20 protein-coding genes are annotated in these 25,702 nt (G+C 62.3%); 5 read left to right on the top strand and 15 right to left on the bottom strand.

Translation table 11 applies throughout. The features are described from left to right. Nucleotides 1–142: 142 nt before the first annotated feature. From ACW5XD_RS22260 to ACW5XD_RS22240, 5 genes are all read right to left on the bottom strand, one after another. The gene (locus ACW5XD_RS22260; RefSeq protein WP_456496773.1) at nt 143–1,735 is read right to left on the bottom strand and encodes an ABC-F family ATPase; all 1,593 of its coding nucleotides are present in this window, start codon (nt 1,733–1,735) and stop codon (nt 143–145) included. Nucleotides 1,736–1,900: 165 nt separating this feature from the next. Next, on the bottom strand, nt 1,901–3,556 hold the full coding sequence (locus ACW5XD_RS22255; RefSeq protein ID WP_456496772.1) for a cation acetate symporter: 1,656 nt from the start codon (nt 3,554–3,556) through the stop codon (nt 1,901–1,903). Further along, entirely contained in the window at nt 3,553–3,864 is a 312-nt protein-coding gene (locus ACW5XD_RS22250; protein WP_456496771.1) for a DUF485 domain-containing protein, read from the bottom strand. The genes ACW5XD_RS22255 and ACW5XD_RS22250 overlap by 4 nt, the downstream gene beginning before the upstream one ends. A 109-nt stretch (nt 3,865–3,973) precedes the next feature. After that, complete coding sequence (locus ACW5XD_RS22245; RefSeq protein WP_456496770.1) at nt 3,974–4,600, bottom strand: 3'-5' exonuclease; 627 nt, start codon at nt 4,598–4,600, stop codon at nt 3,974–3,976. A gap of 2 nt (nt 4,601–4,602) precedes the next feature. After that, entirely contained in the window at nt 4,603–6,390 is a 1,788-nt protein-coding gene (locus ACW5XD_RS22240) for a putative nucleotidyltransferase substrate binding domain-containing protein (RefSeq protein WP_456496769.1), read from the bottom strand. 176 nt (nt 6,391–6,566) lie between these two features. Between ACW5XD_RS22240 and ACW5XD_RS22235 the strand changes: the two genes are divergently transcribed. Beyond that, nucleotides 6,567–7,373, top strand: a complete 807-nt coding sequence (locus ACW5XD_RS22235) for a crotonase/enoyl-CoA hydratase family protein (RefSeq protein WP_456496768.1) — start codon at nt 6,567–6,569, stop codon at nt 7,371–7,373. 78 nt (nt 7,374–7,451) lie between these two features. Here ACW5XD_RS22235 and ACW5XD_RS22230 read toward each other — a convergent pair whose 3' ends face one another. Then, a complete protein-coding gene (locus ACW5XD_RS22230; protein ID WP_456496767.1) occupies nt 7,452–8,951 on the bottom strand; it encodes an alanine/glycine:cation symporter family protein in 1,500 nt (499 codons plus the stop codon). 303 nt (nt 8,952–9,254) lie between these two features. Between ACW5XD_RS22230 and ACW5XD_RS22225 the strand changes: the two genes are divergently transcribed. Then, entirely contained in the window at nt 9,255–9,692 is a 438-nt protein-coding gene (locus tag ACW5XD_RS22225; protein WP_456496766.1) for a GNAT family N-acetyltransferase, read from the top strand. An 18-nt stretch (nt 9,693–9,710) separates the two neighbouring features. Beyond that, nucleotides 9,711–10,520 (top strand): M90 family metallopeptidase, encoded by an 810-nt coding sequence (locus tag ACW5XD_RS22220; protein WP_456496765.1) that lies wholly within the window; start codon nt 9,711–9,713, stop codon nt 10,518–10,520. A gap of 85 nt (nt 10,521–10,605) precedes the next feature. Here the strand turns inward: ACW5XD_RS22220 and ACW5XD_RS22215 are convergent, their stop codons facing one another. The 9 genes from ACW5XD_RS22215 to ACW5XD_RS22175 form a co-directional block, all read right to left on the bottom strand. Then, the gene (locus tag ACW5XD_RS22215; protein WP_456496764.1) at nt 10,606–11,202 is read right to left on the bottom strand and encodes an acetate uptake transporter; all 597 of its coding nucleotides are present in this window, start codon (nt 11,200–11,202) and stop codon (nt 10,606–10,608) included. Between the two features lie 598 nt (nt 11,203–11,800). Continuing rightward, a complete protein-coding gene (locus ACW5XD_RS22210; protein ID WP_456496763.1) occupies nt 11,801–14,701 on the bottom strand; it encodes a DUF748 domain-containing protein in 2,901 nt (966 codons plus the stop codon). A 48-nt stretch (nt 14,702–14,749) separates the two neighbouring features. Further along, a complete protein-coding gene (locus ACW5XD_RS22205) occupies nt 14,750–15,511 on the bottom strand; it encodes a substrate-binding periplasmic protein (RefSeq protein WP_456496762.1) in 762 nt (253 codons plus the stop codon). Nucleotides 15,512–15,547: 36 nt separating this feature from the next. After that, nucleotides 15,548–15,961, bottom strand: a complete 414-nt coding sequence (locus tag ACW5XD_RS22200; protein WP_456496761.1) for a MerR family transcriptional regulator — start codon at nt 15,959–15,961, stop codon at nt 15,548–15,550. Then, nucleotides 15,951–16,895, bottom strand: a complete 945-nt coding sequence (locus ACW5XD_RS22195; RefSeq protein WP_456496774.1) for a hydroxymethylglutaryl-CoA lyase — start codon at nt 16,893–16,895, stop codon at nt 15,951–15,953. Before ACW5XD_RS22195 ends, ACW5XD_RS22200 begins: the two co-directional genes overlap by 11 nt. Nucleotides 16,896–16,909: 14 nt before the next feature. After that, on the bottom strand, nt 16,910–18,874 hold the full coding sequence (locus ACW5XD_RS22190; RefSeq protein WP_456496760.1) for an acetyl/propionyl/methylcrotonyl-CoA carboxylase subunit alpha: 1,965 nt from the start codon (nt 18,872–18,874) through the stop codon (nt 16,910–16,912). A gap of 109 nt (nt 18,875–18,983) precedes the next feature. Next, complete coding sequence (locus ACW5XD_RS22185; protein WP_456496759.1) at nt 18,984–19,823, bottom strand: enoyl-CoA hydratase-related protein; 840 nt, start codon at nt 19,821–19,823, stop codon at nt 18,984–18,986. 10 nt (nt 19,824–19,833) lie between these two features. After that, nucleotides 19,834–21,435, bottom strand: coding sequence for a carboxyl transferase domain-containing protein (locus ACW5XD_RS22180; protein ID WP_456496758.1), 1,602 nt, complete (start codon nt 21,433–21,435; stop codon nt 19,834–19,836). A 55-nt stretch (nt 21,436–21,490) separates the two neighbouring features. Beyond that, nucleotides 21,491–22,639, bottom strand: coding sequence for an isovaleryl-CoA dehydrogenase (locus ACW5XD_RS22175; protein ID WP_456496757.1), 1,149 nt, complete (start codon nt 22,637–22,639; stop codon nt 21,491–21,493). A gap of 244 nt (nt 22,640–22,883) precedes the next feature. Here ACW5XD_RS22175 and ACW5XD_RS22170 point away from each other — a divergent pair, with 244 nt between their 5' ends. Continuing rightward, entirely contained in the window at nt 22,884–24,395 is a 1,512-nt protein-coding gene (locus ACW5XD_RS22170) for a CoA-acylating methylmalonate-semialdehyde dehydrogenase (protein WP_456496756.1), read from the top strand. Nucleotides 24,396–24,507: 112 nt separating this feature from the next. Next, the gene (locus ACW5XD_RS22165) at nt 24,508–25,665 is read left to right on the top strand and encodes an acyl-CoA dehydrogenase family protein (RefSeq protein WP_456496755.1); all 1,158 of its coding nucleotides are present in this window, start codon (nt 24,508–24,510) and stop codon (nt 25,663–25,665) included. Nucleotides 25,666–25,702 lie beyond the last annotated feature (37 nt).

Raw genomic sequence — 25,702 nt, 5'->3', positions numbered from 1 at the left:
CGTTACGGAAGGGGAGTAAATATCAAAGCGTGTTTGCATGAGGCGCTGGGGCACCCCATGCAACACGTAATTGGGACATAGCCTAAAAAAACCGGTAATCGCTTGCCGGTTTTTTCTATTCAAGCGCCTTGGCTGGCGAGGCTTATACCACGCCCTGAGTGCGTAGGTAATCCTCGTAGGTACCGCCGAAGTCGCGGATGCCGTTCTCGGTCAGCTCCATGATGCGGGTCGCCAGGGACGACACGAACTCACGGTCGTGGGAGACGAAGATCAGGGTGCCCTGATACATCTCCAGTGCCAGGTTCAAGGATTCGATGGATTCCATGTCCAGGTGGTTGGTCGGCTCATCCATGATCAGGATGTTGGGACGCTGCATCATCAGCTTGCCGAACAGCATGCGACCCTGCTCACCACCGGAGAGTACCTTGACCGGCTTTTTGATGTCGTCCTGGGTGAACAGCAGGCGACCCAGCACGGAGCGTACCGCCTGCTCGTCTTCGTTGGCCTGTTTCCACTGGGCCATCCAGTCGAACACGTTGAGATCGGTGTCGAAATCGTCGGCGTGATCCTGAGCGTAGTAGCCTATCTGGGCGTTCTCGGACCACTTGATGGTGCCGCTGTCCGGTGCCAGCTCGCCCATGAGGGTCTTGATCAGGGTGGATTTACCGATGCCGTTGGTACCCAGAATGGCGACCTTCTCGCCCACTTCCAGCATCATGCTCAGGCCCTTGAACAGCGGCGCCTCACCATAACCCTTGGACACCCCTTCCACTTCCAGGATGTTGCGGTACAGCTTCTTCTCCTGCTCGAAGCGGATGAAGGGGTTCTGACGGCTGGAGACCTTCACTTCCTCAATCTTGATCTTGTCGATCTGCTTGAGGCGGGAGGTAGCCTGGCTGGATTTGGAGGCGTTGGCGCTGAAACGGGAGACGAAGGATTGCAGATCGGCGATCTGGGCCTTCTTCTTGGCGTTGTCGGAGATCAGACGCTCGCGGGCCTGGGTAGCCGCTGTCATGTAGTCGTCGTAGTTGCCCGGGTAGACGCGCAGCTCGCCATAGTCCAGATCTGCCATGTGGGTACAGACGGAGTTCAGGAAGTGACGGTCGTGAGAGATGATGATCATGGTACTTTCACGATCGTTGAGCACCTGCTCCAGCCAGCGAATGGTGTTGATGTCCAGGTTGTTGGTCGGTTCGTCCAGCAGCAGGATGTCGGGGTTGGAGAACAGCGCCTGTGCCAGCAGCACCCGCAGCTTCCAGCCCGGTGCCACTTCGCTCATGGGGCCGTTGTGCAGCTCGATGGGAATGCCGGCACCCAGCAGCAGCTCGCCTGCGCGGGCCTCGGCGGTGTAGCCGTCATACTCGGCGACCAGACCTTCCAGCTCGGCGGCCTTCATGTAGTCGTCGTCGGTGGCTTCCAGGTTGGCGTAGATGGCATCGCGCTCGGCGATGGCGGCCCACAGCTCGTTGTGGCCCATCATGACCACGTCCAGTACGCGCATCTCTTCATAGGCGAACTGATCCTGGCGCAGCTTACCGATGCGCTCATTGACGTCCAGGCTCACATTACCGCCAGTGGGCTCAAGGTCGCCACCGAGGATCTTCATGAAGGTGGACTTGCCACAGCCGTTTGCGCCAATCAGGCCATAGCGGTTGCCGCCGCCAAACTTGACGTTGATGTTCTCGAACAGCGGCTTGGCGCCGAATTGCATGGTGATGTTATTGCTGCTTAACAAAGGATGTGTCCTGGGTTGTCTGCCAAATGGCGCGCATTATGGCACAGATCCCTCGAAAGTTTTAGCAAGAACTGTGATCTGCCCCCATTGCACACAGGTTACCGCTCATGATGGGCGATCATGCAAAAAGCCGGCACTGGGCCGGCTTGCAAAAGGGAGCTGCGCTTAGTGGGCGCTGGCGCTGGAGGCACCGAACCCGGTTTGTGAACGGATGAACTGGGGCAGGAACTTGGCGTGCTCGTCGGCCGCATTCTGCGACTTGTCGGTGACCGAGAACAGCCAGATCCCGATGAAGGCCACTGCCATGGAGAAGAGGGCAGGGTACTCGTAGGGGAAGATGGCCTGGGCATGGCCCAGCACTTTCACCCACACGGTCGGGCCCAGGATCATCAGGCTGACAGCACTGATCAACCCGAGCCAGCCACCGTAGACGGCGCCACGGGTGGTCAGACGGGACCAGAACATGGAGAGGAACAGCACCGGGAAGTTGCAGCTGGCCGCGATGGAGAAGGCCAGGCCCACCATGAAGGCGATGTTCTGCTTCTCGAACAGGATCCCCAGACCGATGGCGACCACCCCGAGCACCACAGTGGTGTACTTGGAGACGCGCAGCTCGTCGGTCTCGTTGGCCTTGCCCTTCTTGATGACGCTGGCATAGAGGTCGTGGGAGACCGCCGAGGCGCCCGCCAGGGTCAGGCCCGAGACCACCGCCAGTATGGTGGCGAACGCGACGGCCGAAATGAAGCCGAGGAACAGGCTGCCGCCGACCGCATTGGCCAGGTGAATGGCCGCCATGTTGGTGCCGCCCAGCAACGCGCCGGTGGCATCTTTGAAGGCCGGGTTGGTGCTGACCAGCAGGATGGCACCAAAGCCGATGATGAAGGTCAGTATGTAAAAGTAACCGATGAAGCCGGTGGCGTAGAACACGCTCTTGCGGGCTTCCTTGGCATCGCTCACGGTGAAGAAGCGCATCAGGATGTGGGGCAGGCCGGCGGTGCCGAACATCAGGGCCAGACCGAGCGAGATGGCGGAGATGGGATCGGCCACCAGACCACCCGGGCTCATGATGGCAATGCCCTTTTCATGCACTTTGACCGCTTCGCTGAACAGAGCGCCTATGTCGAAGTTGACGGATTTCATCACCATGATGGCCATGAAGCTGGCACCGGAAAGCAGCATGACCGCCTTGATGATCTGCACCCAGGTGGTGGCCAGCATGCCGCCGAACAGCACGTAGAGCACCATCAGTATGCCGACCAGTACCACGGCGACGTGATATTGCAGGCCGAACAGCAGCTCGATGAGCTTGCCTGCCCCCACCATCTGGGCGATCAGGTAGAGCGCCACCACCACCAGGGAGCCGCTGGCGGAGAGGGTGCGCACCTCGGTCTGCTTGAGACGGTAGGAGGCTACGTCGGCAAAGGTATATTTGCCGAGGTTGCGCAGCCGCTCCGCGATCAGGAACAGTATGATGGGCCAGCCCACCAGGAAGCCGATGGAGTAGATGAGACCATCGTAGCCCGAGGTGTAGACCAGGGCCGAGATGCCGAGGAAGGAGGCGGCGGACATGTAGTCGCCGGCGATGGCCAGCCCGTTCTGGAAGCCGGTGATGCGACCGCCGGCAGCATAGTAATCGGAGGCCGAGCGGTTGCGCTTGGAGGCCCAGTAGGTAATGAACAGGGTGCCCGCCACGAAGATCACGAACATCACGATGGCCGAAATGTTGAGGGGTTGGCGATGGACTTCACCGGTCAGCGCGTCGGCCGCCAGCAGGGGGGAAGAGGCCAGCGAGGCCAGCAACAGCAGAGACTTGCCTTTCATGATTGCACTCCCTTGAGGATCTTCTGGTTCAACTCGTCAAATTCGCCATTGGCCCGGAACACGTAGATGCCGGTCAGCACGAAGGAGGCGAGGATCAGCCCCACCCCGACCGGGATGCCACGAGTGATGGTGGAACCTTCGCTCAAAGGGGTGCCGAGCCAGCCGGGGGCAAAGGCGATGAGCAGGATGAAGGCCAGGTAGAGCCCCAGCATCAGGATGGAGAGGGTCCAGGCGAAGCGCTGACGCTTGGCGATCAGCTCCTGGAAGTTGGGATCTTGCTGGATCCGAAGATAAGGTTGCTGTTCCATTGCAGTTCTCCATGACATTGAGTGTCAGCGGTGGATGAAGGGAGGTCCCTACCGAGCAGCAGTCCTGCTCATGTAAGTGAAATGTGAATTAAATGTTATTTTTGGGCAATTAGACTTTGGGATAAGCCAATGGCCCGCCTTGGGTCAGGCGCAGGTAGATGAAGCCGGCCGTGATGGCGTCACTCAGGGCGTCGTGAAGGGGCAGGGGAGGCAATGCCAGATGCTGGCAGATGGCGGCCAGATGCAAGTCGATGGCGGCGTCGGGATAGCGCCGATAGAGGCTGTCGTGATAGAGGCGGCTCACCTCTATGCCCCGCTGGGGCAGGGTCAGCCCCCACAGTTTTTGACAGGTCAGGTTGAGAATGCGCAGGTCGTAGGCGATGTGATAGCCCACCAGTTCGCGCGGGCCGATGAAGTCGAGCAGCAGGCGCAGCGCGGCGTCCAGCGTCAATCCTTGTTTCAGATCCTGATGGCGCAGGCCGTGGATCACCACCGACTGCGCGTTCAGACTGGCGGGTGGCTGCACCTTGATGGAGAGCGCCTCACCGGTCAGCAAGCGGTTGTTCTGGATGCGCACGGCGCCGATGGAGACTATCTCCGCCCGTTCGGGATCTAGGCTGGTGGTCTCGAAATCGAGGGCGATCCGCTCATCGCCCGGCGGTGGGGCGAAGAGCGGGGCAAACTCACCAGTGCGGAAAGCGCGGCCATACCAGTAGCGTCGAGCGCGGCTCAACATGGCTATTGTCTCAGACGAAAGTGCAAGGTGAGCCACTGCTGAAACTTCTTCACCTGATGCAGGGCCTGGCGCAGCAGATCACGCTCGCCGTGACTGAGATCGCTTATCTGCACCCGGCTGTCGCCCCCCTTGAGCTGGCTGCGCAAGCGCAAGCGGGTAAAGAGCCGGAACGCCTCCGCCAGGTTGGCGCCATAGGTGGCGCTGAGCCGATCGCACGCGACCAGGGCCTCGATGCGCCCCAGGGTGGAGGTCTCCATAATGGTCGCCTCCAGCGCCATCATGCGGATGCCGTGTACCAGCGGGAAGAGGCCACCCCGCTTGAGATCCAGCCCCTCTGCTGAGCGCTCAAGCCGGCCAAACAGGGTCAGCGGCGCATGAAAGGCCACCGCCGGCCGCACCATCTCCGCCAGCAGATCCCGCCGATCGGCCAGTTGCTCCCGCAGCTTGCGGGCGATGGGTGGCAGCAGGCTGCGATCCCCGGCGATGGGATGGGCATCGGCCAGGGTGGCGAGCCAGAGCAAATCGGCTTCACTCGCGTTGACGCAGGCCCGCTCAATCTCTTTTTTCCACTCGTTGACCTCTTTCACCCAGCTCGGGTTGTTGACCATCACCTGGCCGGGGCAGGGTGGATAACCGAGCCGCTCCAGCAAAGCGCTGAAGGCGGCCAAGTCCGCCTGCTGATTCGGCCAGTGCAGGCCGGCAGGCAGGATCAGGGCATTGTCCTGATCGGTTTTCTGGATCTGCTCGCCGCGCCCCTCCGAGCCCAGCATCAGCAGACACACCTTGTCCTGTACCTCGGGCGGGATCACCAGGGCAAAGGCTTTGGCGATCAACTGTTCGTTGATGGTGGCGATGAGCCTCATCAGAAAGGCGGTGTGGATCCCCTGGCCAAACAGGGATCGGGTCAGCTGTTGCTGCTCGCGGGCCACAGCCTCCAGCGCGGGCTGGGTGTCTGCCCGGGCGATGCGCAGGGTCAGCACGTGGGAGTGGGTGGAGAAGAGCCCCAGCACCTGGGTCAGCTGCAATATGCCCGCCACCTCGCCTTGTTGCCAGATGACCAGCCGTTTGATGCGATGACGGGTCATCAATAACAGGGCATCGAACAGGTAACTGCCCAGCGGCAGGCCAAGCAGCGGGGTGGGGGTCAACACCGAGAGGGGGGCCGTCAGCGGCAGTCCCTTGAGGGTCAGGGCGTGCAGCAAGGTCTTGCGGGTCGCCAGGGTCAGGCTGCCATTCGGCGCCGGGTAGAGCAGACAATCCGTGCCCTTGGCCACCATGGCCTCGGTGGCTGCCAGCAGGCTGAGCCGGTTTTCGACAATAAGCGGCGCCTGCAGATGGCCGGGTTCGATGCGGGTCAGGATAAATTCCGCCAGATTCTTCTGGCCCAGCTGTTCCCGTTGCTCCTGCTGTTGCTGCCGCTCTACCAGATTGGCGGTGAAGTAGCTGGCCAGCGCCGGCGCCTGCTCGCAGAGGGCCAGAAAGGTGTGGCGGGGGATCAGCTGGCAGAGGGTATCTTCCAGCGCCGTGAAGCTGTGGCGACAGCGGCCGTCAAACTGGGCCCGCACGTCGAACAGATCATCGACGCCGTAGTCACCGAAGTGGTGGTGAGGCGCCGACTCCTCCACTGCCCCCTTGATGACGAGGTAGAGGCCGGGCGGAACATCGCCGGCGTTGAGCACCACCTGGCCCGCGCGGAAATAGCAGATGGAGAGGCTCTGCGCGAGCTGCTGGCGCTCCTCGGTGCTCAGGCTGTCAAACGGCGGGCGGGCAAAGTTGAACAGGGTGGTCATGGCAATCCTTGGCCGGTGGCGTCAGATCAGTCTGACAAAGCGGTGGCGTGTGAGCCAGCCGACTTTAGTCGCACGGGTATCTGTAACGGGAAACGGACCTCCTCGCTGTACCTGACAATAACACTCTGATAACGTAGTGGTATGACCAGTAAAGGCTCAGGAGAGGACAGAGGACAATGGAAAAACCAAGGGTCAAATGCGAGATCCGGGACGGCATCGCCGAAGTGATGCTGGCGCGGGGGGACAAACTCAATGCGCTGGATAGAAGCATGTTCGGCGCCATCGACGAGACGCTGACGCAGCTTGCGCAGCACAAGGGCTTGCGGGCAGTGATCCTGCACGGTGAGGGGCGTGCCTTCTGCGCCGGGCTGGACGTGAAATCCATGCTCAAGCAGCCGGTGGCAGCGCTCGACATCCTCAAGCGCGAAGCGGATGAGGCGACCAACCTGGCCCAGAGAGTGGCCTACGGCTGGCACCAGCTGCCGGTGCCCGTGATCGTGGTGACCCAGGGGGTCTGTTTTGGCGGTGGGCTGCAAATTGCGTTGGGAGCCGATTTTCGGTTCAGTACCCCCGATTGCCGCTTCTCGGTGATGGAGATCAAGTGGGGCATCATTCCCGACATGAGCGGCAGTGTCACTCTGCGCAACCTGATGGGGGTGGATACAGCCATGGAGCTGGCCATGAGCGGACGGGAGCTGGATGCCGTCGAGGGCAAATCTCTCGGGCTGGTGAGCCGGGTCTGCACCGATCCGCTGGCAGAGGCGCGAGAGTTTGCCAAGACCCTCATCACCAAGTCGCCGGATGCGCTGGCGGGGATCAAGCAGCTCTATCATCAGGCCTGGGCCCGCAGTGATGAGGTGATGCTCAAGGAAGAGACCCGTTTGCAGAGACAGATCCTGGGGCGGCCCAATCAGTGGCGCGCCACCCTCAACAGCCTGTTTCGCTGGCACTTGCCATTCGGGCCGAGGCGCAACACGCTCTGAGTGGCCAACCGTACCCTTGATTGATGCAGAACAAATAAAAATGGCAGCCGAGGCTGCCATTTTTATTGGGGGTAAGGATCAGGATATTTTACGGTCCTGATCCAGTTCGAACGGATGGCCCGATCTCTCCAGCTCCAGATTGTCTTCGGAGCGGTGGCCCATCCAGTAGTCGGCATTCTTGATGCCGAGTTTCTCCGGGTGGAACACGGGATCCAGCCCCTTGGCTTGCTGGGCTTCATAATCCCGCAGGCAGGCGAAGGCGGTCTTTTGCAGCAGCAGGATGGCAATGATGTTGAGCCAGGCCATCAGGCCGACTCCGATATCACCCAGACCCCAGGCCAGATCGGCGGTCTTGACTGTGCCGTAGACGGTGGAGGCCATCAGCGTCAGCTTGAGCACGAAGGTCAGCCAGGGACGGTTCACCTTGCGGTTGATGTAGGCGATGTTGGTCTCGGCGATGTAGTAGTAAGCGACTATGGTGGTAAACGCGAAGAAGAACAGTGCGATGGCCACGAACATGCTGCCAAAGCCGGGCATCATGCTCTCCATGGCGGTTTGCACATAGCCAGGCCCTGCGGCGATGCCGGCGATCCCCGTGTAGAGGGCGGCACCATCCGGTCCCTGCACGTTGTAGAGGCCGGTGATGAGCAGCATGAAACCGGTGGCCGAGCAGACGAACAGGGTGTCGATATAGACGGAAAACGCCTGTACCAGACCCTGCTTGGCCGGGTGACTCACCGCAGCGGCGGAGGAGGCGTGCGGCCCCGTCCCCTGGCCCGCTTCGTTGGAGTAAACCCCGCGCTTGACGCCCCACATGATGGCTAGACCCAGAATGGCGCCAAAGCCGGCATCAAAGCCGAAGGCACTCTTCCAGATCAACAGGATCACGCCCGGCAGGGCCGTGATGTTGAGGGCTATGATGACACAGGCCACTATGATGTAGCCCAGCGCCATGAAGGGCACCACTGTGCTGGCGAAGCTGGCGATCCGCTTCACACCGCCGAAGATGATGAAGCCGAGCAGCAGCGCCAGACCGGCGGCAGTCACGTTCGGATCGATATCAAAGGCGGTCTGCAGGCTGGAACCGATGGAGTTGGCCTGCACCCCCGGCAGCAGCACGCCGCAGGCGAAGATGGTGGCGATGGCGAAGGTCCAGGCATACCACTTCATGCCGAGCCCTTTTTCTATGTAGAAGGCTGGGCCACCGCGGTATTCGCCGTTGATCTTCTCCTTGTAGACCTGACCCAGAGTGGACTCCACGAAGGCGGAGCTGGCGCCGAGGAAGGCGACCATCCACATCCAGAACAGGGCGCCCGGGCCACCGAAGGTGATGGCGGTGGCGACACCGGCTATGTTGCCGGTACCGACCCGGCCGGCCAGGGTCATGGCCAGTGCCTGGAAGGAGGAGACACCGGCATCCGTGCTCTTGCCATCAAACATCAGCCGGATCATCTCCTTGATGTGACGCAGTTGCAGGAAGCGGCTGCGCAGGGAGAAGTAGAGGCCTACTCCCAGACACAGAAAGATGAGCGCTGGGCTCCAAATCACCCCATTGATGGCATTGACGATCTCATTCATGTACAACAACTCCTTTGTCGTGCTGTCTTGGCGGGGTCTGCGCCCCGCTCCCTTAAAATAGTGGGTGACCAAAGGGGTCACTCAATGGTGTGCGGAATGTTCAACTGCCAAGTCCGCGGGTTTTAACATATCCATTTGTGCAAGGGCTTCCCAGCGAAATATGTTGTCATGTTGTTAATTTGTGAATTGACATTAACAAATGGTCGGTTTGGCTGGACACAATACGGTGAACCCCCCTTATCATCGCCGCTTGCACTCTGGGTGGGTTGGGGTGGCTCAAGCAGAGCAAAATGGAGGCCAAAAATGAAGATGGAAAACGACGAGTGGGTGATCCGGTGTGCCGGGCAGGGCGATGCCGATGCCATGGCGCAGCTGTTCGGGCAGCTTGGTTATCCGGCCAGCCCGGCCGAGATTGGCGAGCGCTGGGGGAGGCAGGATCCCGCTAGCGAGGTGCTGCTTGCGTGTGATGGGGCTGTTGTGGCGGGTGTGCTGGTGTGGCACCGCCTGTGCCCCTTGCATGTTGCACCAGACTGGGGCCTGATCTCGGCGCTGGTCGTCGATGAAGGTGCAAGAGGACGCGGCGTTGGGGCAGCCTTGCTGGCGGCGGCAGAGAGTCGAGCCCTGGCACAGGGTTGCAGCCAGCTGGAGTTGTCCAGCAGCCTCAAGCGTGAGGGGGCCCATCGCTTCTATTTGGCGCAGGGCTATCTTGAACGCCCGAAACGGTTCGTGAAATCATTCTGATCAGCAAGAGGAGTCTGCGTGTTCTGGTCCAGATTATGGAGTCTGTTTGGTGGTGCATCCCGGCAGGAAGAGAATGCCCCGGGGGCGTTGGAGTGGCAACAGGCGCTGGCGGCGGTGCCCATTTTGCAAGGATTTACCCACAGTGATCAGCTGCGGCTGGTTGCGCTGGCGCAGCAGTTTCTAGCGCGCAAGACGCTCACCCAGATTGGCGTCGAGCTCACCCCTCGCCAGCAGGCGGTGCTGGCCCTGCAGGCCGTGCTGCCCATTTTGCATCTGGGGCTCGACTGGTATCGCGGTTTTCACGAAATCATCCTGATCCCCGAGCCGGTGACTCGCCGTCAGGAGGTGCAGGATGAGTTCGGTCTGGTGAGCGAACGGGAAGAGGAGAATGTCGGAGAGTCCTGGCCGCAGGGACCGCTGGTGCTGGCCTGGAGCGAGCTGCAGCAGGACGGGGACTGGGATGGTTTCAACCTGGTGATCCACGAGCTGTCCCACAAGCTTGACATGCTGGGAGGGGAGGCCGACGGTGCGCCGCCACTGCCGGCAGGCATGGATCCGCGCCAGTGGACCCAGGCGTTGCAGGGGGCGTTCGATGCCATGAATACCCAGCTGGCCCGCCATGAAGTGACCGCCATCGACCCTTATGCCGCCGAGCACCCGGCCGAGTTCTTTGCAGTGTGCAGCGAGTGTTTCTTTACCGATCCGCTGCGCCTGCGTGACACCTATCCCGCCGTGTATGAGCAGTTCGTGCTCTTCTTCGGCCAGCAGCCGGCGACGCGTTTTCCGGCTACCCGCTTGTTGGCAGGGGGGGCAGAACTGCAGGAGTGACGCGCCATGGCTTGCCAAGTGCAGATAAACAGAAGGCACCCCTGAGGGTGCCTTTTTGCATGGGCGCGAGCGCTTGGGGCGGCGTTTATGCGGCGGCTTTCAGCTGCACGGCAGCGGCTTTCTTGTGATCGCCAATCGGCAGCACTGTGCGGCCAAATTGCTCGTTGATCACGGTGGCCATGGCCAGGTAGATGGCACTGGCGCCGCAGATGATGCCTTCGAAACCGGCGATGGTACCGATCAGGGTGCTGCCGGTGAAGTCACGGGCGGCCAGCAGGAAGAACAGCACTGTCAGGGAGGCGAACACGAACTGCTTCACGCGCGGGTAGTTGACGGTGCCAATCAGCATGAACAGGGTGAACATGCCCCACATCAGCAGGTACCAGCCCATGTAGGCGTGGGGAGTGGCTTCGGCCAGACCCATGGTCGGCATCACCAGCAGAAACACCAGGCTCCACCAGAAGGTGCCGTAGGAGATGAAAGCGGTGACACCGAAGGTGTTGCCACGCTTGAACTCCATGATACCGGCGATGATCTGGGCCAGACCGCCATAACACAGGCCCATGGCCAGGATCATGGCGCTGATGGGGAAGAAACCTGCGTTATGGATGTTCAGCAGAATGGTGGTCATACCGAAACCCATCAGACCCAGAGGGGCAGGGTTGGCCAATTTTTCGCTCACGTGGCGTTCTCCAAAAATAGAGGTGGGGGTTGATAAAAGACGCGCGATTTTAGGCAGGCTCTTGGCCACGGGCAAGAGGGGAAACCGAAGAAATGGTAAAAAAACTACACGAAATTTTACCCTATGGACCATTCGTGCCATTCAGGTAGATGGCTGGTGAATGAATAGCGCCGGTAAGGTTGATTTTTTGTATGAAAAACGCGTTTTGTGAAAGTGAGCAACATAGGATGTGGGCTTGTTTGGCTGTCACGCCTTGCTCCTCTTTTTATTGCCAGAGTGGCGCTATCGGATCGAAAAATAGCCTCATATGCCATCAGGCAAGTGTGTGCCACCACCATATGAGGTTGAGACAGATCTCAGCTTATTGTGGGCGTCTGCCTGTTTGGCAAACGTCCCGAGCAGGGAAGGCATGATTGCTAACGGGCTAACGGGCTAACGGGCTAACAAGACAACGGGAGCATCAGGGGAAGGGGCACGGAGAGTCGCACCGGCGCTATCAGCCGGCGGGTGTGATGGTCGCCGTGGGCAAGGCGGGACGATGCGAAAAGACACTCGGCATGGTGAGCAAAAGGGGAACCCTGTCGGTTCCCCTTGTTGGTCAATCATCCAGAGTCAGGATGACCTTGGCTTCCTTGTCCGCTTCCCGCACCTGACTGTCGAGCACAAACAGCCGCTCCGGTGCTATCCCCTGGGTATCCACCAGATACTCCTTGGTGTTCTGGGCGCGGCGCATGGCCAGATTGCGCAGGGATTTGGCGGTGATCAGCTGCTGGTCCCGCAGCAGGATCTCCGCCTGGCTGCGCAGGGCCGGGCTCGACTCATCCAGTTTCAGCCGATCGGCCAGATCCCCAAGATCCTCGTTGAAGCGCGCCTCATAGGCTTCTGCCAGCGCCGCTTGCAGGGCGGGATCCTGCTCCAGCAGAGCGAGGTCGACCGGTGCGCCCGTGATCTTGGCCAGCGCCCGCTCCAGCTTCTGGCGCTGCAAGATGGGGCGCTCCTCGTTGAAGTTGACCTTGCCGCGAATATTCATGCTGAGCTTGGGCCTCTCCTTGAGGGCCTGCGCCAGCTTGGCCAGCTTATCCTGCTGGGTAGGGGTGAGATCCGGCTCACCGGGCAGGAAGGGCAGCTCGTCCAGATCCTCGCTGCCGCCCGCCAGAGAGGCGAGCAGGGAGAAGGGGGAGGTGATGGCCTTGCTCAGGGTGTTGCTCAGCACATCCCAGAAGATGTTGCCCAGGCTGAAATCCGGCTGATCCAGATTGCCCTTCACCTTGAGATTCATCTGGATGACGCCATTGGCGTCGCTGAGCAGGGCGACCGCCAGCCCCAGCGGCAGATCCTTTGCCTGCTCGCTCTTCACCTTTTCCCCCAGCTGCAATTTCTTGATGGTGATGTCGTTGTCCCCCTCCAGCCGGTTGCCTTGCAGCTTGTAGTTGAGCTTCATGGAGAGCTGCCCCTTGTCGATGGCATAGCCCGCATAAGTGCTGGAATAGGGGGTGAAAGTGGTGAGCTCCAGATTGCTGAAAGTGACAGCCACGTCCAGCACCGGTTGCTCGATCAGCAAATTGGTGCCGCCGCGAATGGTCACGGGGGCGTAGCGGTCCACCTTGCCGTTGAAAGCCAGCTCGGAGCGCTGGCCAGGGATATTGCTGATGTGGCGGCTCTGGCCGCTGAGAGAGGCAATGTCCACCACGAACTCCGGGCTCAGGCTGCGATCGGCAAAGCGCAGGTTGCCCTGTTCGGTGCGTATCTGGGCGATGCTGACGCGAGGGGCAGGGCCGCTGCTGGCGGGCTTGGCCGTGGCGGGTTGCGGCAGCAGCAGTTGCTGGACGTTGGTGACTCTGTCCTCGTTGATCTCGATGCGGGCAAAGGGCTTGCGCAGCAGGATGTCGTCGATCTTCACCTGCTGGCTGATGCCGTCGTAGTGCAGTCCGCTCAACTGCAGGTGCTCTATCTGCAGTAGCCGCTGATTGTCTGCCCGATCCAGCACATTGAGGCGCTCGATGTCGAGCCCGCCGCTCAGTTCCAGCTTGCTCAAGGCCCCCTTGGCATCGGTGGCCAGGGCCAGTTTGGTGCGGCTGGCGAGCAGGCCATCGCGCACGCTGATGCGCAGCAGATCCTGCAGGTAGGGTTGGGCCCAGGTGAGTGGCAAGCCTTGCTGTTTGATCTCGCCGTTGAGGCTGAAAGGGGCCAGCGCAAAGTCGCCGTCAAAGCCCAGCGTGCTCTGGGCATTGAGGATGGCATTGAAGTTGAGCGGACTGCGCTGACCTGCCTGGTTGCTCAGGGTGCCGAGGGCCAGCGTCAGTCCGGAGAGCTCACGCAGTTGCGGCTTGCCGCTGCTCGATTCGGTCAGCTTGAGCTGGCCTTGCTCGATACGGGTCTGCTTGAGGTTCCAGCGCCAGGGTTTGCCCGGTGCGGACGGTTTCATGGCCTTGTCCGCCTTGGCTGGCGGCTGCGGGATCAGCAGGGTCGCCAGATCCAGCTGCTGCTTGGCATCGAGCACCGCGGTGACGGCCGGGGCCTTGAGCGCTATCTTGTCGATCTGGATCGACTGCTTGCCGCCATCCATGGCGATGCCGGTCAGTGACAGTTGTTTGAAGCGGGCAAACTCGCCGCCCTTGCTGCGCTGGAGCTGCCAGTCATTGAGGGTTAGCTTGCCCCTGGACAGCTGCCAGCTCAGTCCCTGCTTGCCGTCGGCGATCTGATAGGCGATCTCGGCGTTGGCCTCGCCCTTGGCCAGCTTGATATCAAGATAAGGGGCCCAGAGCGGGGCGAAGGGTGAGAGCGTCAGCTTGTCCAGGCTGATCTTGCCTTTGCCTGCTCCCGTCATGATGTCGAGCTCGCCACTGGCCTTGAGCGGGCTGTGCTGGTTGAGGGTGGCGCTCAAATGAAATTGGTTGGTGCGGGTTGGCGCCGTGGTGAAATCCGGCAGCTGCAGGTCGAGCCCGCTCAGGGTGAGCGGTGGTACCCAGCCCGGGCTGCTGTTCTTGCGACTGTCCTGATAGCGGAGATGCCCCGTGGTGGCGGCCAGCCTGGTTATCTGTACCAGGGGCGGTTCGCCGCCGGCAGGGGCGGGTGTCTGTGTCGGGACCAGCAAGCGGGCCAGGGCGTCGGTCAGGTTGAAACGGATGACACCCTTGTTGTCCGGGAGCCGAACAAGCTGCACCGTCGGCCGGGTGAGGGTGGCCTCACTCAATATGATGGCCTTCTGCCGCCAGCTTTCGCCAAGTGCGGGGATAACCTGCAAGCGCTCGAAGGCGATGATGGGTTGCTGTTTTTCATCAAGCAGCGCCGAGGGGCCGATGGCGAGGGAAGGGTGACGCAGACCGACGTTTATCTCCCCCAGCGTCAGGCGCAGGCCGTAATGCTTGGCCAGCCAGCCCGGCAGGTGGCGCTGGGTGAGGGTGGGGGCTTGCCATAACAGGATTAACAGGGAGATGAGCAATACGGCGCAGGAGTAAAGGACGTAGCGCAGCAGGCGGGCACGCAGGGGCTTGGGCATGGGGGTCTCCAATTGATGCGCATAGGGTACCAAAATATCAGGGCATGATCATGGTGCCACTTGATGCTGTACGCCGTACTTTGTCCAAAGGCGTGCCAGTCTTCCGCTTCTTTGCAACTCGGTCAGCCAGGTTTCCAGCTGGCTGGTCGAGACACCTGCCGTCGGACTGAGCAGTGCCCTTAGCTCGTATTGCTGATCCCACTTGTCAGATTGCAGCAGGCGGGCGGCCTGCTGCGGATACTGCTTGCTGAACTCATTCAGATAAGAGAGGTTGAGGATCGCCACTTCGCCGCGCCCTTTGAACAACCCCTGCAGGACACTGATGTTGTCCTTGACCAGGGTGATGGTGAAGTGCCGTTTCAGCTCGTCCGGCGTGGCGTTGAAATTGGCAATCCCGTAGTGGTAGCCGTTAACCCCGATCAGCTGGCGTTGATCAAGCTCATCGAAGAAGGATTGATCACGGCCCGGTGCCTTGAGAGCAACGTAACGCTCGCCGCCCAGCAGCAGCGGCCGGGTCATGCGCACCTGATCCGCGTTCCAGTCCCAGCGAATGTCTTCAAACAGCATGAGGGAGAAGCGGCCGAGTGCCAGCGCCTGATAGCGATGGGGGGCCGAGGTGGGCACGAACACGAAACGCACATCCTGCTGAATCGCGTTGAGCTCATCAATGAGATCCAGCGTCAGCCCTTGATAACTGTTTTCCCCCTCCTTGACCACGAAGGGAGCATAGGGGTAACCCCCGACCTTGATCAGGGGATGGCTCCATGCAGTGGAGCAGAGCAAGAGCAACAAGCAACACCAGCGTTTCATGGAGGCACCAAGGCGGTGAGATGATTCCAGATTCGGTTAATCTGCGCTGGTTTTCAAGCTGTTAAGGGAATTTGCACAGCGCTGCTCGGCGGCCTCCAGTTCCGCCATCACCATCTGGATGTCTTCCAGTTGCTGGCGCAGGGATTGGCGCTTGGCGTCGATGAGCTGGATCATGGAGTGAAGCTGGGTTTTGCTCGATCTGTCCGTGTCATACATGTCAAACAGCTCGCGGATCTCCGCCAGGCTGAAGCCGAGCCGCTTGCCGCGCAGGGTCAACTTCAGCCGGATCTTGTCCTTGTGGCTGTAGATGCGGGTCTGCCCCTCCCGAGTCGGGGTGATCAGGCCTTCATCCTCGTAGTAGCGGATGGTGCGCGGCGTGATGTCGAATTCGTGGGCCAGCTCGGAGATGCTGTAGGTGATCTCCTTGCCGGGCAGGGGGTTAGAGATCATGTTGTGCTCCCGTTGACAGTGAGGTTCGAAGCCGCATGGCATTGGCGTGCAGGGCCTGGCCGACCCGGGAGCCGTTGGGACGACCGAGTTGCTTGCTCACCCACTGACCGGTGGCGGCCAATTTATCAAGATTCACCCCTGTGCTCATGCCAAGGCCGTGCAACAGGTAGACCACCTCCTCCGAGGCGACGTTGCCGGAGGCCCCCGGCGCATAGGGGCAACCGCCCAGCCCGGCCACCGAGCAGTCTATGGTGCGGATGCCGCGCTCCAGCGCCGGCAGCAGGTTGGCCAGTCCCTGGCCAAAGGTGTCGTGAAAATGCACCGCGAGCCGGCCTGCGGGGATCTCGTGCAGCACCGCATCCAGCATGGGCGCCACCGTGCCCGGGGTGCCGACCCCTATGGTGTCACCCAGTGAGATCTCGTGACAGCCGAGATCCAGCAGTCGCTCGGCCATGGCCGCGACCCGCTTGGGACGGGTCGGACCGTCGAACGGGCAGGCGATGACGGTGGAGAGATAGCCGCGCACCTTGATGCCGAGACGGCGTGCCTCCAGCACCAGCGGGGCAAAGCGCACCAGGGACTCCTCCACTCCGATGCCGATATTGGCGCGGGTAAAGCCATCGGAGCAGGCGGTGAAGAGGCCAATTTCGTCGGCCCGGGCGGCAATGGCTGCCTGCAAGCCCTGCAGATTGGGCACCAGAGCGCCGTAGCGGGTTGACACCTTGCGCGGCAGGGCGTTAAAAAGTTCGGCGGAGTCCGCCATCTGCGGCACTCTTTTGGGCGAGACGAAGGCCCCCACCTCGATACGTTGCAGACCGCTCTCGGCGAGGCGCTGAACAAGCTCCAACCGCTGGACGAGCGGCAGGGTACGGGCCTCGTTTTGCAGGCCGTCGCGCGGGCCCATCTCCACCAGACTCACCTTGTCATCCTGCATTCCTGATTCTCTCTTCATGACCCGCTCGCTTGTTGGACTAAGGCATCGGCAAAGCGCACCAGTATGGTCCCCTGGCTCACTTGTTCCCCTTGTTTGCATTGCAGGGTCTCGATCACCCCATCCCGGTCGGCTTTCAAGACGTGCTCCATCTTCATCGCCTCCAGCACCAGCAGGGACTGGCCCTTGGTGACGTGTTGTCCAACCTCGACCAGCAGCGCCACAACGATGCCGTGCATGGGTGCCGTTGCGCCCTGTGCGGTGCGGGTGTCCTGATCATGATGCAGCTGATGGTGTTGATCATCGGTGCAGAAGCGGATGCGCTGGCCATCGAGCAGCAACACGCACTCGGTGGCGGTCAGCGTCTGGACCGGGTAGCGCTGCCAGCGCCCTGCCTGCTGCAGGCGGATATGATCGGCGCCCAGCTCGCAGATGATCTCCTCACCCTGCCAGAGCAGGGCGCCGGTCCGCTCGGCGAGGGTTAGCACCCGTGCCTCCTCGCCGATGCGCACCGCTGCGGTAAAGCTGCGGGCGCGGCCCAGCCGAAAGCCGCGGGCCTGTTGCCAGGGAGAGGCATCGGCACTGCGGCTGGCGAGCCAGAGGGTGGCCAGTGGCCAGGCAAGCTCAGGGATGGCTTGCGGCTCGGTGGGGATAGGCCACTGGGTATGGTGGCGCATGGCCAGCACGTCCGGCTCCTGACACAGGCGCAGCAGCAGCGCCCCATTGTGTATCAGGGGGCCCAGTTCCAGCGCCGCCAGCGCGTCGGCCAGGCAGGCAAAGGCCTCGGCACGGCTCTGGCCGTGGGCGATGAGCTTGGCAATCATGGGATCGTAATAGGGACTGACGTCGGGGCCGGGGGCGACGCCGGTATCGATGCGCACCCCCTTGGGCCAGCTGAGCCAGGCGATGGGGCCGCTGGCGGGCAGGAAACCGGCCCCCACATCCTCGGCGTAGAGGCGCGCCTCCACCGCGTGCCCGCGCAGTACCACCTCATCCTGGGTGAGCGGCAGCGGCTTGCCTTCGGCCACCGCCAACTGCCAGGCCACCAGATCCTGTCCGGTGACGCACTCGGTGACCGGATGCTCCACCTGCAGGCGGGTGTTCATCTCCATGAAGAAGAACTCATCCCCGCACAGCAGAAACTCTATGGTGCCTGCGCCTCGATAGTCGATGGCTCTGGCGGCGGCAACGGCCGCCTCGCCCATGGCGCGGCGCAGGACAGGCGCTATGTTCGGCGCAGGGGCCTCTTCGATCACTTTCTGGTGGCGGCGCTGCAAGGAGCAATCCCTGTCCCCCAGGTAGATGGCGTTGCCGAGGCTATCGGCAAACACCTGCACCTCCACGTGGCGGGCGCGGGCCAGATAGCGCTCAAGCAGCACATGATCATCCCCGAAGGCGGCCAGCGCTTCGCGCTTGACCGCCGCCAGCGCCGCGTCGAATTCATCGATCCGATCGACCCGGCGCATCCCCTTGCCACCGCCGCCGCTAGCGGCCTTGATAAGGAGCGGGAAGCCGGTCAGCAAGGCCTGCTCGCGCAGCCACTCGGGGCGCTGATCCGCATCGTGATAGCCGGGCAGCACGGGCACACCTGCCGCCAGCATCAGCGCCTTGGCCCCCGACTTGTCGCCCATGGCGAGAATGGCGGCGCCGCTTGGGCCTATGAAACGCAGGCCGCGCTGTTCGCAAGCGGTGGCAAAGTCGCTGTTCTCCGACAAAAAGCCGTAACCGGGATGGATGGCGTCGGCCTTGGCCTGCTGGGCGATGCGCAGCACCTTGGCGGCGTCGAGGTAGCTCTCCCGTGCGGGAGCCGGCCCCAGATACCAGGCTTCGTCGGCTTCTCGCACATGCATGGCGCAGGCGTCAGCGTCCGAGTAGAGGGCGATGGTGTGGATGCCGAGGCGGCGGGCCGTCTTGATGATACGCACGGCGATCTCGCCTCTATTGGCGATCAGCAGGCGCTTGATGGGAGCCTGATGGGTCATTTTTGCGCCTCGCTCATAAAAGTACACAGGGGCCTGATGTGTTGATCCGCACTGCGGTTATCCTCGCCACTGTGGGCGATCAGCCGGTGCGTGATGGGGTGATCTTGGGTCATGCTTCATCCTTGAAACGGGGGCGCCAGGCGGGGGGGCGTTTGTCGAAGAAGGCCTGCATCCCCTCCTGGGCCTCGAGTCCGACCCGCACCCGGGCTATGGTCTCGACGGTTTTCTCTTCGTGCAGGCTGGCAGTGTGGCTCTCGATGGCGGCCAGCAGCCGTTTGGTCTCCTTCATTGCCTCCGGGCCGTTGCGACACAGGCGCAGGGCCAGCGTGCGCCCTTCGGCCAGCAACTGCTCCGGTTTGGTCAGCTGGTGCGCCACATTGAGACGGCAGGCGGTGATGGCATCAAAGGGTTCGGCGCTCAGCATGTAGCGGCGTGCCTGGCGCATGCCCATGGCGCGCACCACATAGGGGCTGATCACCGCAGGCACCAGTCCCAGACTCACCTCGGAGAGACAGAAGCGGGCATCCTCGCTCGCCAGCACCAGATCGCAGGCGCAGACAAGGCCGAGCGCCCCGCCAAAGGCCGCGCCTTGCACCAGCGCCACCGTGGGGAAGGGCAGCTCGTCCAGGGTTTGCATCAGCCGCGCCAGCACCCGGGCATCTTCCCGGTTGTGCTCGAAATCGGCGTGGGCCAGGTTGCGCATCCAGTTGAGATCGGCGCCGGCGCAAAAGTGCCTGCCCTCTGCCCGCAGCAAGAGGGCATGAGGCCGCTCGGCAAGCGCGTGGCCGTGGCGATGGACCAGATCGTCGAGGCAATCGAGCAGCCCCAGCATGAGGTCGGCATCGAAGGCGTTGTGGCAGGCTGGGCGCGAAAGCACCAGCTCGGCCAGCGGACCGTGACGCTCCAGACGAAATCCTTGCTGAGCACCGCTGAAAAGTGGATCGGACATGTCGAACTCCTTACATCCGGAAGATGCCGTACTGTTCCGGGCCTGTCTCGGCCCCCTGACAAGCGGCCAGCGCCAGCGCCAGTACGGTGCGGCTCTGGGCTGGATCTATGACGCCATCATCCCACAGCCGGGCGCTGGCGTAGTAGGGATGACCCTGCCGTTCATACTGGGCGATCACGGGCGTGCGGATGGCGTCCGCCTCCTGCTCGCTCAACGGCTTGCCCTCGGCGGCCAGTTTGTCGCGGCGCACCTGTACCAGCACACCGGCGGCCTGCTCGCCCCCCATCACCGAGATGCGGCTGTTGGGCCAGCTGAACAGAAAATCGGGGTCGTAGGCGCGGCCGCACATGCCGTAGTTGCCGGCACCGAAGCTGCCACCGACGATGAGCGTTACCTTGGGTACCCGGCTGCAGGCCACGGCGGTGACCAGTTTGGCCCCATGTTTGGCGATACCTTCCCGCTCGGCGGTACTGCCCACCATAAAGCCGGTGATATTTTGCAGGAACAGCAGGGGAATTGAGCGCCTATTGCAGAGCTGGATAAAGTGGGCACCTTTCTGGGCGCTGTCGCTGTGCAGCACGCCATTGTTGGCGAGGATCCCCACCTGCATGCCCTCGATCCGGGCAAAGCCGGTGACGAGCGTAGTGCCAAACAGTGCCTTGAATTCGTCAAACTCGGAACCGTCCACCAGGCGGGCGATGAGCTCGCGGGCGTCATAGGCGCGCTTGAGGCTGGTCCCCACCAGGCCGTAGAGCTCTTCAATGGGGTAAAGGGGGGCGTCATAGGCTGGGGTGGATGGAGTGGCGTGTTCTCCCAGGTTGCCAACTAACGTGCGGGCTATGGCCAGCGCATGGGCATCGTCGCGGGCCAGGTGATCCGCCACGCCTGAGTGAGCGCAGTGCACCTCGGCGCCGCCGAGGGCCTCGGCGCTGATCTCCTCGCCCGTGGCCGCCTTGACCAGCGGTGGGCCGGCCAGAAAGATGGTGGCCTGGTTCTTGACCATGATGGATTCATCCGCCATGGCGGGCACATAGGCGCCGCCAGCGGTGCACAGCCCCATCACTACCGCCAGCTGGGGGATGTTCCGGGCCGACATGCGCGCCTGGTTGTAGAAGATGCGGCCAAAATGTTCCCGGTCGGGAAATACCTCATCCTGCATGGGCAGGAAGGCGCCGCCGGAATCCACCAGATAGAGGCAGGGCAGGCGCAGCCGCTCGGCGATGGCCTGGGCGCGCAGATGCTTTTTCACCGTGAGCGGGTAGTAGGTGCCCCCCTTGACGGTGGCATCGTTCACCACCAGCAGGCAGAGCCTGCCCGCAATCTGGCCGAGCCCGGTGATGATGCCGGCGGCGGGCACAGGCTCGTCATAGACCTGCCAGGCGGCCAGCGCCGAGAGTTCGAGAAAGGGGGAGCCCGGGTCCAGCAGCTGGTTGATGCGCTCGCGGGGCAGCAGCTTGCCACGGGCCTGATGGCGGGTGTTGTTGGCCTCGCCGCCCCCCAGGGCTATCTCGTCGAGACGGGCATTGAGATCCTCGACCAGTGCCTGCATGGCCGAGTGGCGCTCGGCAAATTCTGGGCTCGCCGTGTCGAGGCGGGAGTGGATCCGGCTCATGCGTCTTCCCCCATCAGTGCGTTGCTGCCGATATCAGGGCATAAAAGGAGAGACCTCATACATTCTCTCCCATCAGCTCGCGGCCGATGAGCCAGCGGCGAATTTCCGAGGTGCCGGCGCCTATCTCGTAGAGCTTGGCGTCCCGCAGCAGGCGACCTGTGGGGTATTCATTGATGTAGCCGTTACCCCCCAACAGCTGAATGGCATCCAGCGCCATCTGGGTAGCATTTTCGGCGGCAAACAGGATGGCGGCGGCGCAATCCTTGCGGCTGGTGCGGCCCTGATCGCAGGCGCTCGCCACCGAATAGACCAAAGCGCGGCTGCTGGCCAGACGGGTGTACATGTCCGCCAGCTTGCCCTGCACCAGCTGGAACTCGCCGATGGCCTGACCGAACTGTTTGCGCTCGCGCACATAGGGCAGCACCACGTCCATGCAGGCCTGCATGATGCCGAGGGGGCCCGCCGCCAGCACCACCCGCTCGTAATCCAGCCCGCTCATCAGTACCTTGACGCCGCCATGCAGGGTGCCGAGCAGGTTCTGTTGCGGGACGCGGCAGTTGTCGAACACCAGCTCACAGGTGCTGGATCCGCGCATGCCGAGCTTGTCGAGCTTCTGGGCCGTGGTGAAACCGGGCGTGCCCGCCTCGACGATAAAGGCCGATATCCCCTTAGGCCCGGCCTTGGCATCCGTCTTGGCATAGATGACGAAGGTATCGGCGTCAGGGCCGTTGGTGATCCACATCTTGGTGCCGTTCAGCACGAAGTGATCGCCCTCTTTATCTGCGGTCAGCCGCATGCTGACCACGTCGGAGCCGGCGCCCGGCTCGCTCATGGCCAGGGCCCCCACGTGCTTGCCACTGACGAGGGCGGGCAGATAGCGCGCCTTCTGATCAGGGGTGCCGTGACGGTGGATCTGGTTGATGCAGAGGTTGGAGTGGGCGCCGTAGGAGAGACCGACCGAGGCGCTGGCGCGGCTCACCTGCTCCATCACCAGCACATGGGCCAGATAGCCGAGGCTGACACCGTCATACTCCTCTGCCACCGTGATGCCGTGCAACCCGAGTTCGCCCATTTGCGGCCAGAGATCGCGCGGGAAGGCGTTGCTGTGATCGATCTCGGCGGCGCGCGGCGCTATCACTTTCTGGCAGAAGGCCTCGACCTGCTCGGTCAGGGCGCGGAGGGTCTCATCCATCACTGCGTGCATCCTTGCTCTCCTTATTACGTTGGAAACCATTTGCTCCCCTTGTACGGAAGGTGGGGATGCAAACTGGTCAGTCCATTTGCGAGTTGAGTTTACGTTAGCGTAAACGTAAATTGATTGTTAGTCTAAGGTAAATTGTCGGGTGGCGGTTGCAAGGCGGCTCGTCTCCCTCCATCAACCGAACTCAAGGAGTGAGCTGCATGACCAGCCAGTACCCATTACAGCCTGCCGGCAAGGAGAGCAGGGCATGAGCAACCATCAGACCCAGTACGGCGATGTACCGCTTTATATCGGTGGCGAGGCGTGTGCTTCCACGAGCGAGGCGTGGATCGAGGTGACCAATCCGGCGGATCAAAGCCTGCTGGCGCGCGTGCCGAGGGCTACCCCGGCCGAGGTTGAGCGAGCGGTGCGCTGCGCCCACGACGCCTATCTGCTGTGGCGGGATGTGCCGGCCCCCGAGCGGGCACGGGTCATGTTCAATTACCAGCATCTGCTCAAAGCCCATCACGATGAGCTGGCCTCCCTGCTGGCCCAGGAGACCGGCAAGAATCTGGCGGACGCCAGAGGGGATGTGTGGCGCGGCATCGAGGTGGTGGAGCAGGCCTGCGGCGTTGCCAGCCAGACCATGGGGGAGACCATGGGCAACGTGGCGCGCCGGGTCGATGGTCACTCCTGGGTGCAGCCGCTGGGGGTCTGTGTCGGCATCACGCCGTTCAACTTTCCCGCCATGATACCGCTGTGGATGTTCCCGCTGGCGGTGGCCTGCGGCAACGGCTTCGTGCTCAAGCCTTCCGAACAGGATCCGCTCACCCCCATGCGGCTGGCCGAGCTGTTCACCGAGGCGGGGGCTCCCAAGGGTATCCTCTCCGTTGTACATGGTGGCGCCGAGCAGGTGGATGCACTGTTGTGTCATCCCGATGTGAAGGCGGTCAGCTTTGTCGGATCTGCCCGGGTCGGGGCGCATGTCTATCGCACCGCCACCGAACACCTCAAGCGGGCCCAGTGTTTCGTCGGTGCCAAGAATCACATGGTGATCATGCCGGATGCCAACAAGGGGCAGGTGCTGAGCAATCTGGTGGGAGCCGGTGTCGGCGCGGCCGGGCAACGCTGCATGGCCATCAGTGTGGCGGTGTTCGTGGGCTCCGCCCGCGACTGGATCCCCGAGCTCGCCGCCGAGTTTGCCAAGGTGAAACCCGGGGTCTGGCACGATCCCGAGGCAGCTTATGGTCCCCTCATCAGCCCGGAGGCGAAAGTCAGGGTAGAGGGTCTCATCGAGGCGGGGATCACCGAGGGGGCCGAGTGCCTGCTCGATGGCCGCTTCTGCGATGTGGCGGGCTATCCGGTGGGCAACTGGGTGGGGCCGACCCTGTTTCGCGGTGTGACCCCGGAGATGCGGATTTATAAAGAGGAGATCTTCGGCCCCGTGCTCGCTTGTCTGGAGGTGGAGAGCCTGGACGAGGCGCTGACCCTCATCAACACCAACCCCTACGGCAACGGCACCGCCATCTTCACCGGCTGCGGCGCGGCTGCCCGCAAGTTTCGTCACGAGGTTGCCGTGGGTCAGGTGGGGATCAATGTGCCCATCCCGGTGCCGCTGCCATTTTTCTCCTTCACCGGCTGGCGTGGCTCCTTCTACGGGGATCTGCACGCCTACGGCAAGCAGGCGGTGCGCTTCTACACCGAGACCAAGACGGTGACCGAACGCTGGTTCGACGAGGACATCCCCACAGGCCCCAACATGACCATCAGTCTGCGTTAAGGGGAAAAAGACACAGGATCGGGCAATGCCGACCGGCGCGAACCTGACCATCAGCCTGCGTTGCGCGTGGGCCAGAGAGACAACAGACAAAGGGCACAAGGAAAAGGACAAGATGGATTTTACCCTGACCGAGGATCAACAGGCTTATGTCGAGGCGGCCACCGCCTTTGCCAATGAGGCGCTCAAACCCCATGCCGCCCGCTGGGACAGAGATCACGAGTTTCCCGTCCCCACCATCAAGCAGGCGGCGGCGCTGGGCTTTTGCGGCCTCTATACCCCGGAGCAGTATGGCGGGCTCGGCCTGCCACGGCTTGATGCCAGCCTCATCTTCGAGCGCCTCGCCATGGGTTGTACCTCCACCACGGCTTACCTGACCATCCACAACATGGTGAGCTGGATGCTGGGCAGCTGGCTGCCTGGTGATGTCGCCGAGCAGTGGGTGCCGAGGCTCGCCAGTGGTGAACTATTGGGCTCTTATTGCCTTACCGAGCCGGGGGCAGGCTCAGATGCTGCGGCCCTCAAGACCCGTGCGGTACGTGACGGCGAGGATTACCTCATTTACGGCAGCAAAGTGTTCATCTCAGGGGCAGGCAGCACCCAGGTACTGGTGGTGATGGCCCGCACCGGAGGCGACGGGGCCAAGGGGATCTCTGCCTTCATGGTGCCCGCCGATAGTGAAGGGATTGTCTACGGCAAGGCGGAGGAGAAGATGGGCTGGAACAGCCAGCCGACCCGGGAGGTGATCTTCAACGGGGTGCGCATTCCCGCCAGCTATCGGCTGGGGCAGGAGGGGGAAGGGTTCAAGTTTGCCATGCAGGCGCTGGATGGCGGGCGCATCAACATCGCCACCTGCTCTGTGGGCACCGCCCAGCAGGCGCTGGACGATGCCCTGGCCCATGTGCAGCAGCGCCAGCAGTTTGGCCACCCCATCAGCGAATTCCAGAGCGTGCAGTTTCGTCTCGCCGACATGGCCACCGAGCTGGCGGCGGCTCGGCTGATGGTACGTCAGGCGGCCGACAAGCTGGACAGAGGCAGCCCGGACAAGAGCGCCTGGTGCGCCATGGCCAAGCGTTTCGCCACCGACGTGGGGTATCGCGTCTGTGACGAGGCTCTGCAACTCTTTGGCGGCTATGGTTATATCCGCGAGTATCCGCTGGAGCGTTACCTGCGCGATACCCGGGTCCACCGCATTCTGGAAGGTACCAACGAGGTGATGCGGCTGATCATAGCCCGCCGCCTGCTGGCAGACTCAGGTCTGTCGCTGGAGTAAGGGGATGGGCACCATAGCCTGGACGACGCCAGGGCGG

This window comes from Aeromonas enterica, from assembly GCF_054052465.1.
This window is presented reverse-complemented; position numbering and strand designations above follow the sequence as displayed.

Excerpts from the sequence above, each read along its gene's own strand:
- ACW5XD_RS22255 (WP_456496772.1), bottom strand. The coding sequence starts at position 3,556 with ATGAAAGGCAAGTCTCTGCTGTTGCTGGCCTCGCTGGCCTCTTCCCCC.
- ACW5XD_RS22250 (WP_456496771.1), bottom strand. The coding sequence starts at position 3,864 with ATGGAACAGCAACCTTATCTTCGGATCCAGCAAGATCCCAACTTCCAG.
- ACW5XD_RS22245 (WP_456496770.1), bottom strand. The coding sequence starts at position 4,600 with ATGTTGAGCCGCGCTCGACGCTACTGGTATGGCCGCGCTTTCCGCACT.
- ACW5XD_RS22240 (WP_456496769.1), bottom strand. The coding sequence starts at position 6,390 with ATGACCACCCTGTTCAACTTTGCCCGCCCGCCGTTTGACAGCCTGAGC.
- ACW5XD_RS22235 (WP_456496768.1), top strand. The coding sequence starts at position 6,567 with ATGGAAAAACCAAGGGTCAAATGCGAGATCCGGGACGGCATCGCCGAA.
- ACW5XD_RS22230 (WP_456496767.1), bottom strand. The coding sequence starts at position 8,951 with ATGAATGAGATCGTCAATGCCATCAATGGGGTGATTTGGAGCCCAGCG.
- ACW5XD_RS22225 (WP_456496766.1), top strand. The coding sequence starts at position 9,255 with ATGAAGATGGAAAACGACGAGTGGGTGATCCGGTGTGCCGGGCAGGGC.
- ACW5XD_RS22210 (WP_456496763.1), bottom strand. The coding sequence starts at position 14,701 with ATGCCCAAGCCCCTGCGTGCCCGCCTGCTGCGCTACGTCCTTTACTCC.
- ACW5XD_RS22205 (WP_456496762.1), bottom strand. The coding sequence starts at position 15,511 with ATGAAACGCTGGTGTTGCTTGTTGCTCTTGCTCTGCTCCACTGCATGG.
- ACW5XD_RS22200 (WP_456496761.1), bottom strand. The coding sequence starts at position 15,961 with ATGATCTCTAACCCCCTGCCCGGCAAGGAGATCACCTACAGCATCTCC.
- ACW5XD_RS22195 (WP_456496774.1), bottom strand. The coding sequence starts at position 16,895 with ATGCAGGATGACAAGGTGAGTCTGGTGGAGATGGGCCCGCGCGACGGC.
- ACW5XD_RS22190 (WP_456496760.1), bottom strand. The coding sequence starts at position 18,874 with ATGACCCATCAGGCTCCCATCAAGCGCCTGCTGATCGCCAATAGAGGC.
- ACW5XD_RS22185 (WP_456496759.1), bottom strand. The coding sequence starts at position 19,823 with ATGTCCGATCCACTTTTCAGCGGTGCTCAGCAAGGATTTCGTCTGGAG.
- ACW5XD_RS22180 (WP_456496758.1), bottom strand. The coding sequence starts at position 21,435 with ATGAGCCGGATCCACTCCCGCCTCGACACGGCGAGCCCAGAATTTGCC.
- ACW5XD_RS22175 (WP_456496757.1), bottom strand. The coding sequence starts at position 22,639 with ATGCACGCAGTGATGGATGAGACCCTCCGCGCCCTGACCGAGCAGGTC.
- ACW5XD_RS22170 (WP_456496756.1), top strand. The coding sequence starts at position 22,884 with ATGAGCAACCATCAGACCCAGTACGGCGATGTACCGCTTTATATCGGT.
- ACW5XD_RS22165 (WP_456496755.1), top strand. The coding sequence starts at position 24,508 with ATGGATTTTACCCTGACCGAGGATCAACAGGCTTATGTCGAGGCGGCC.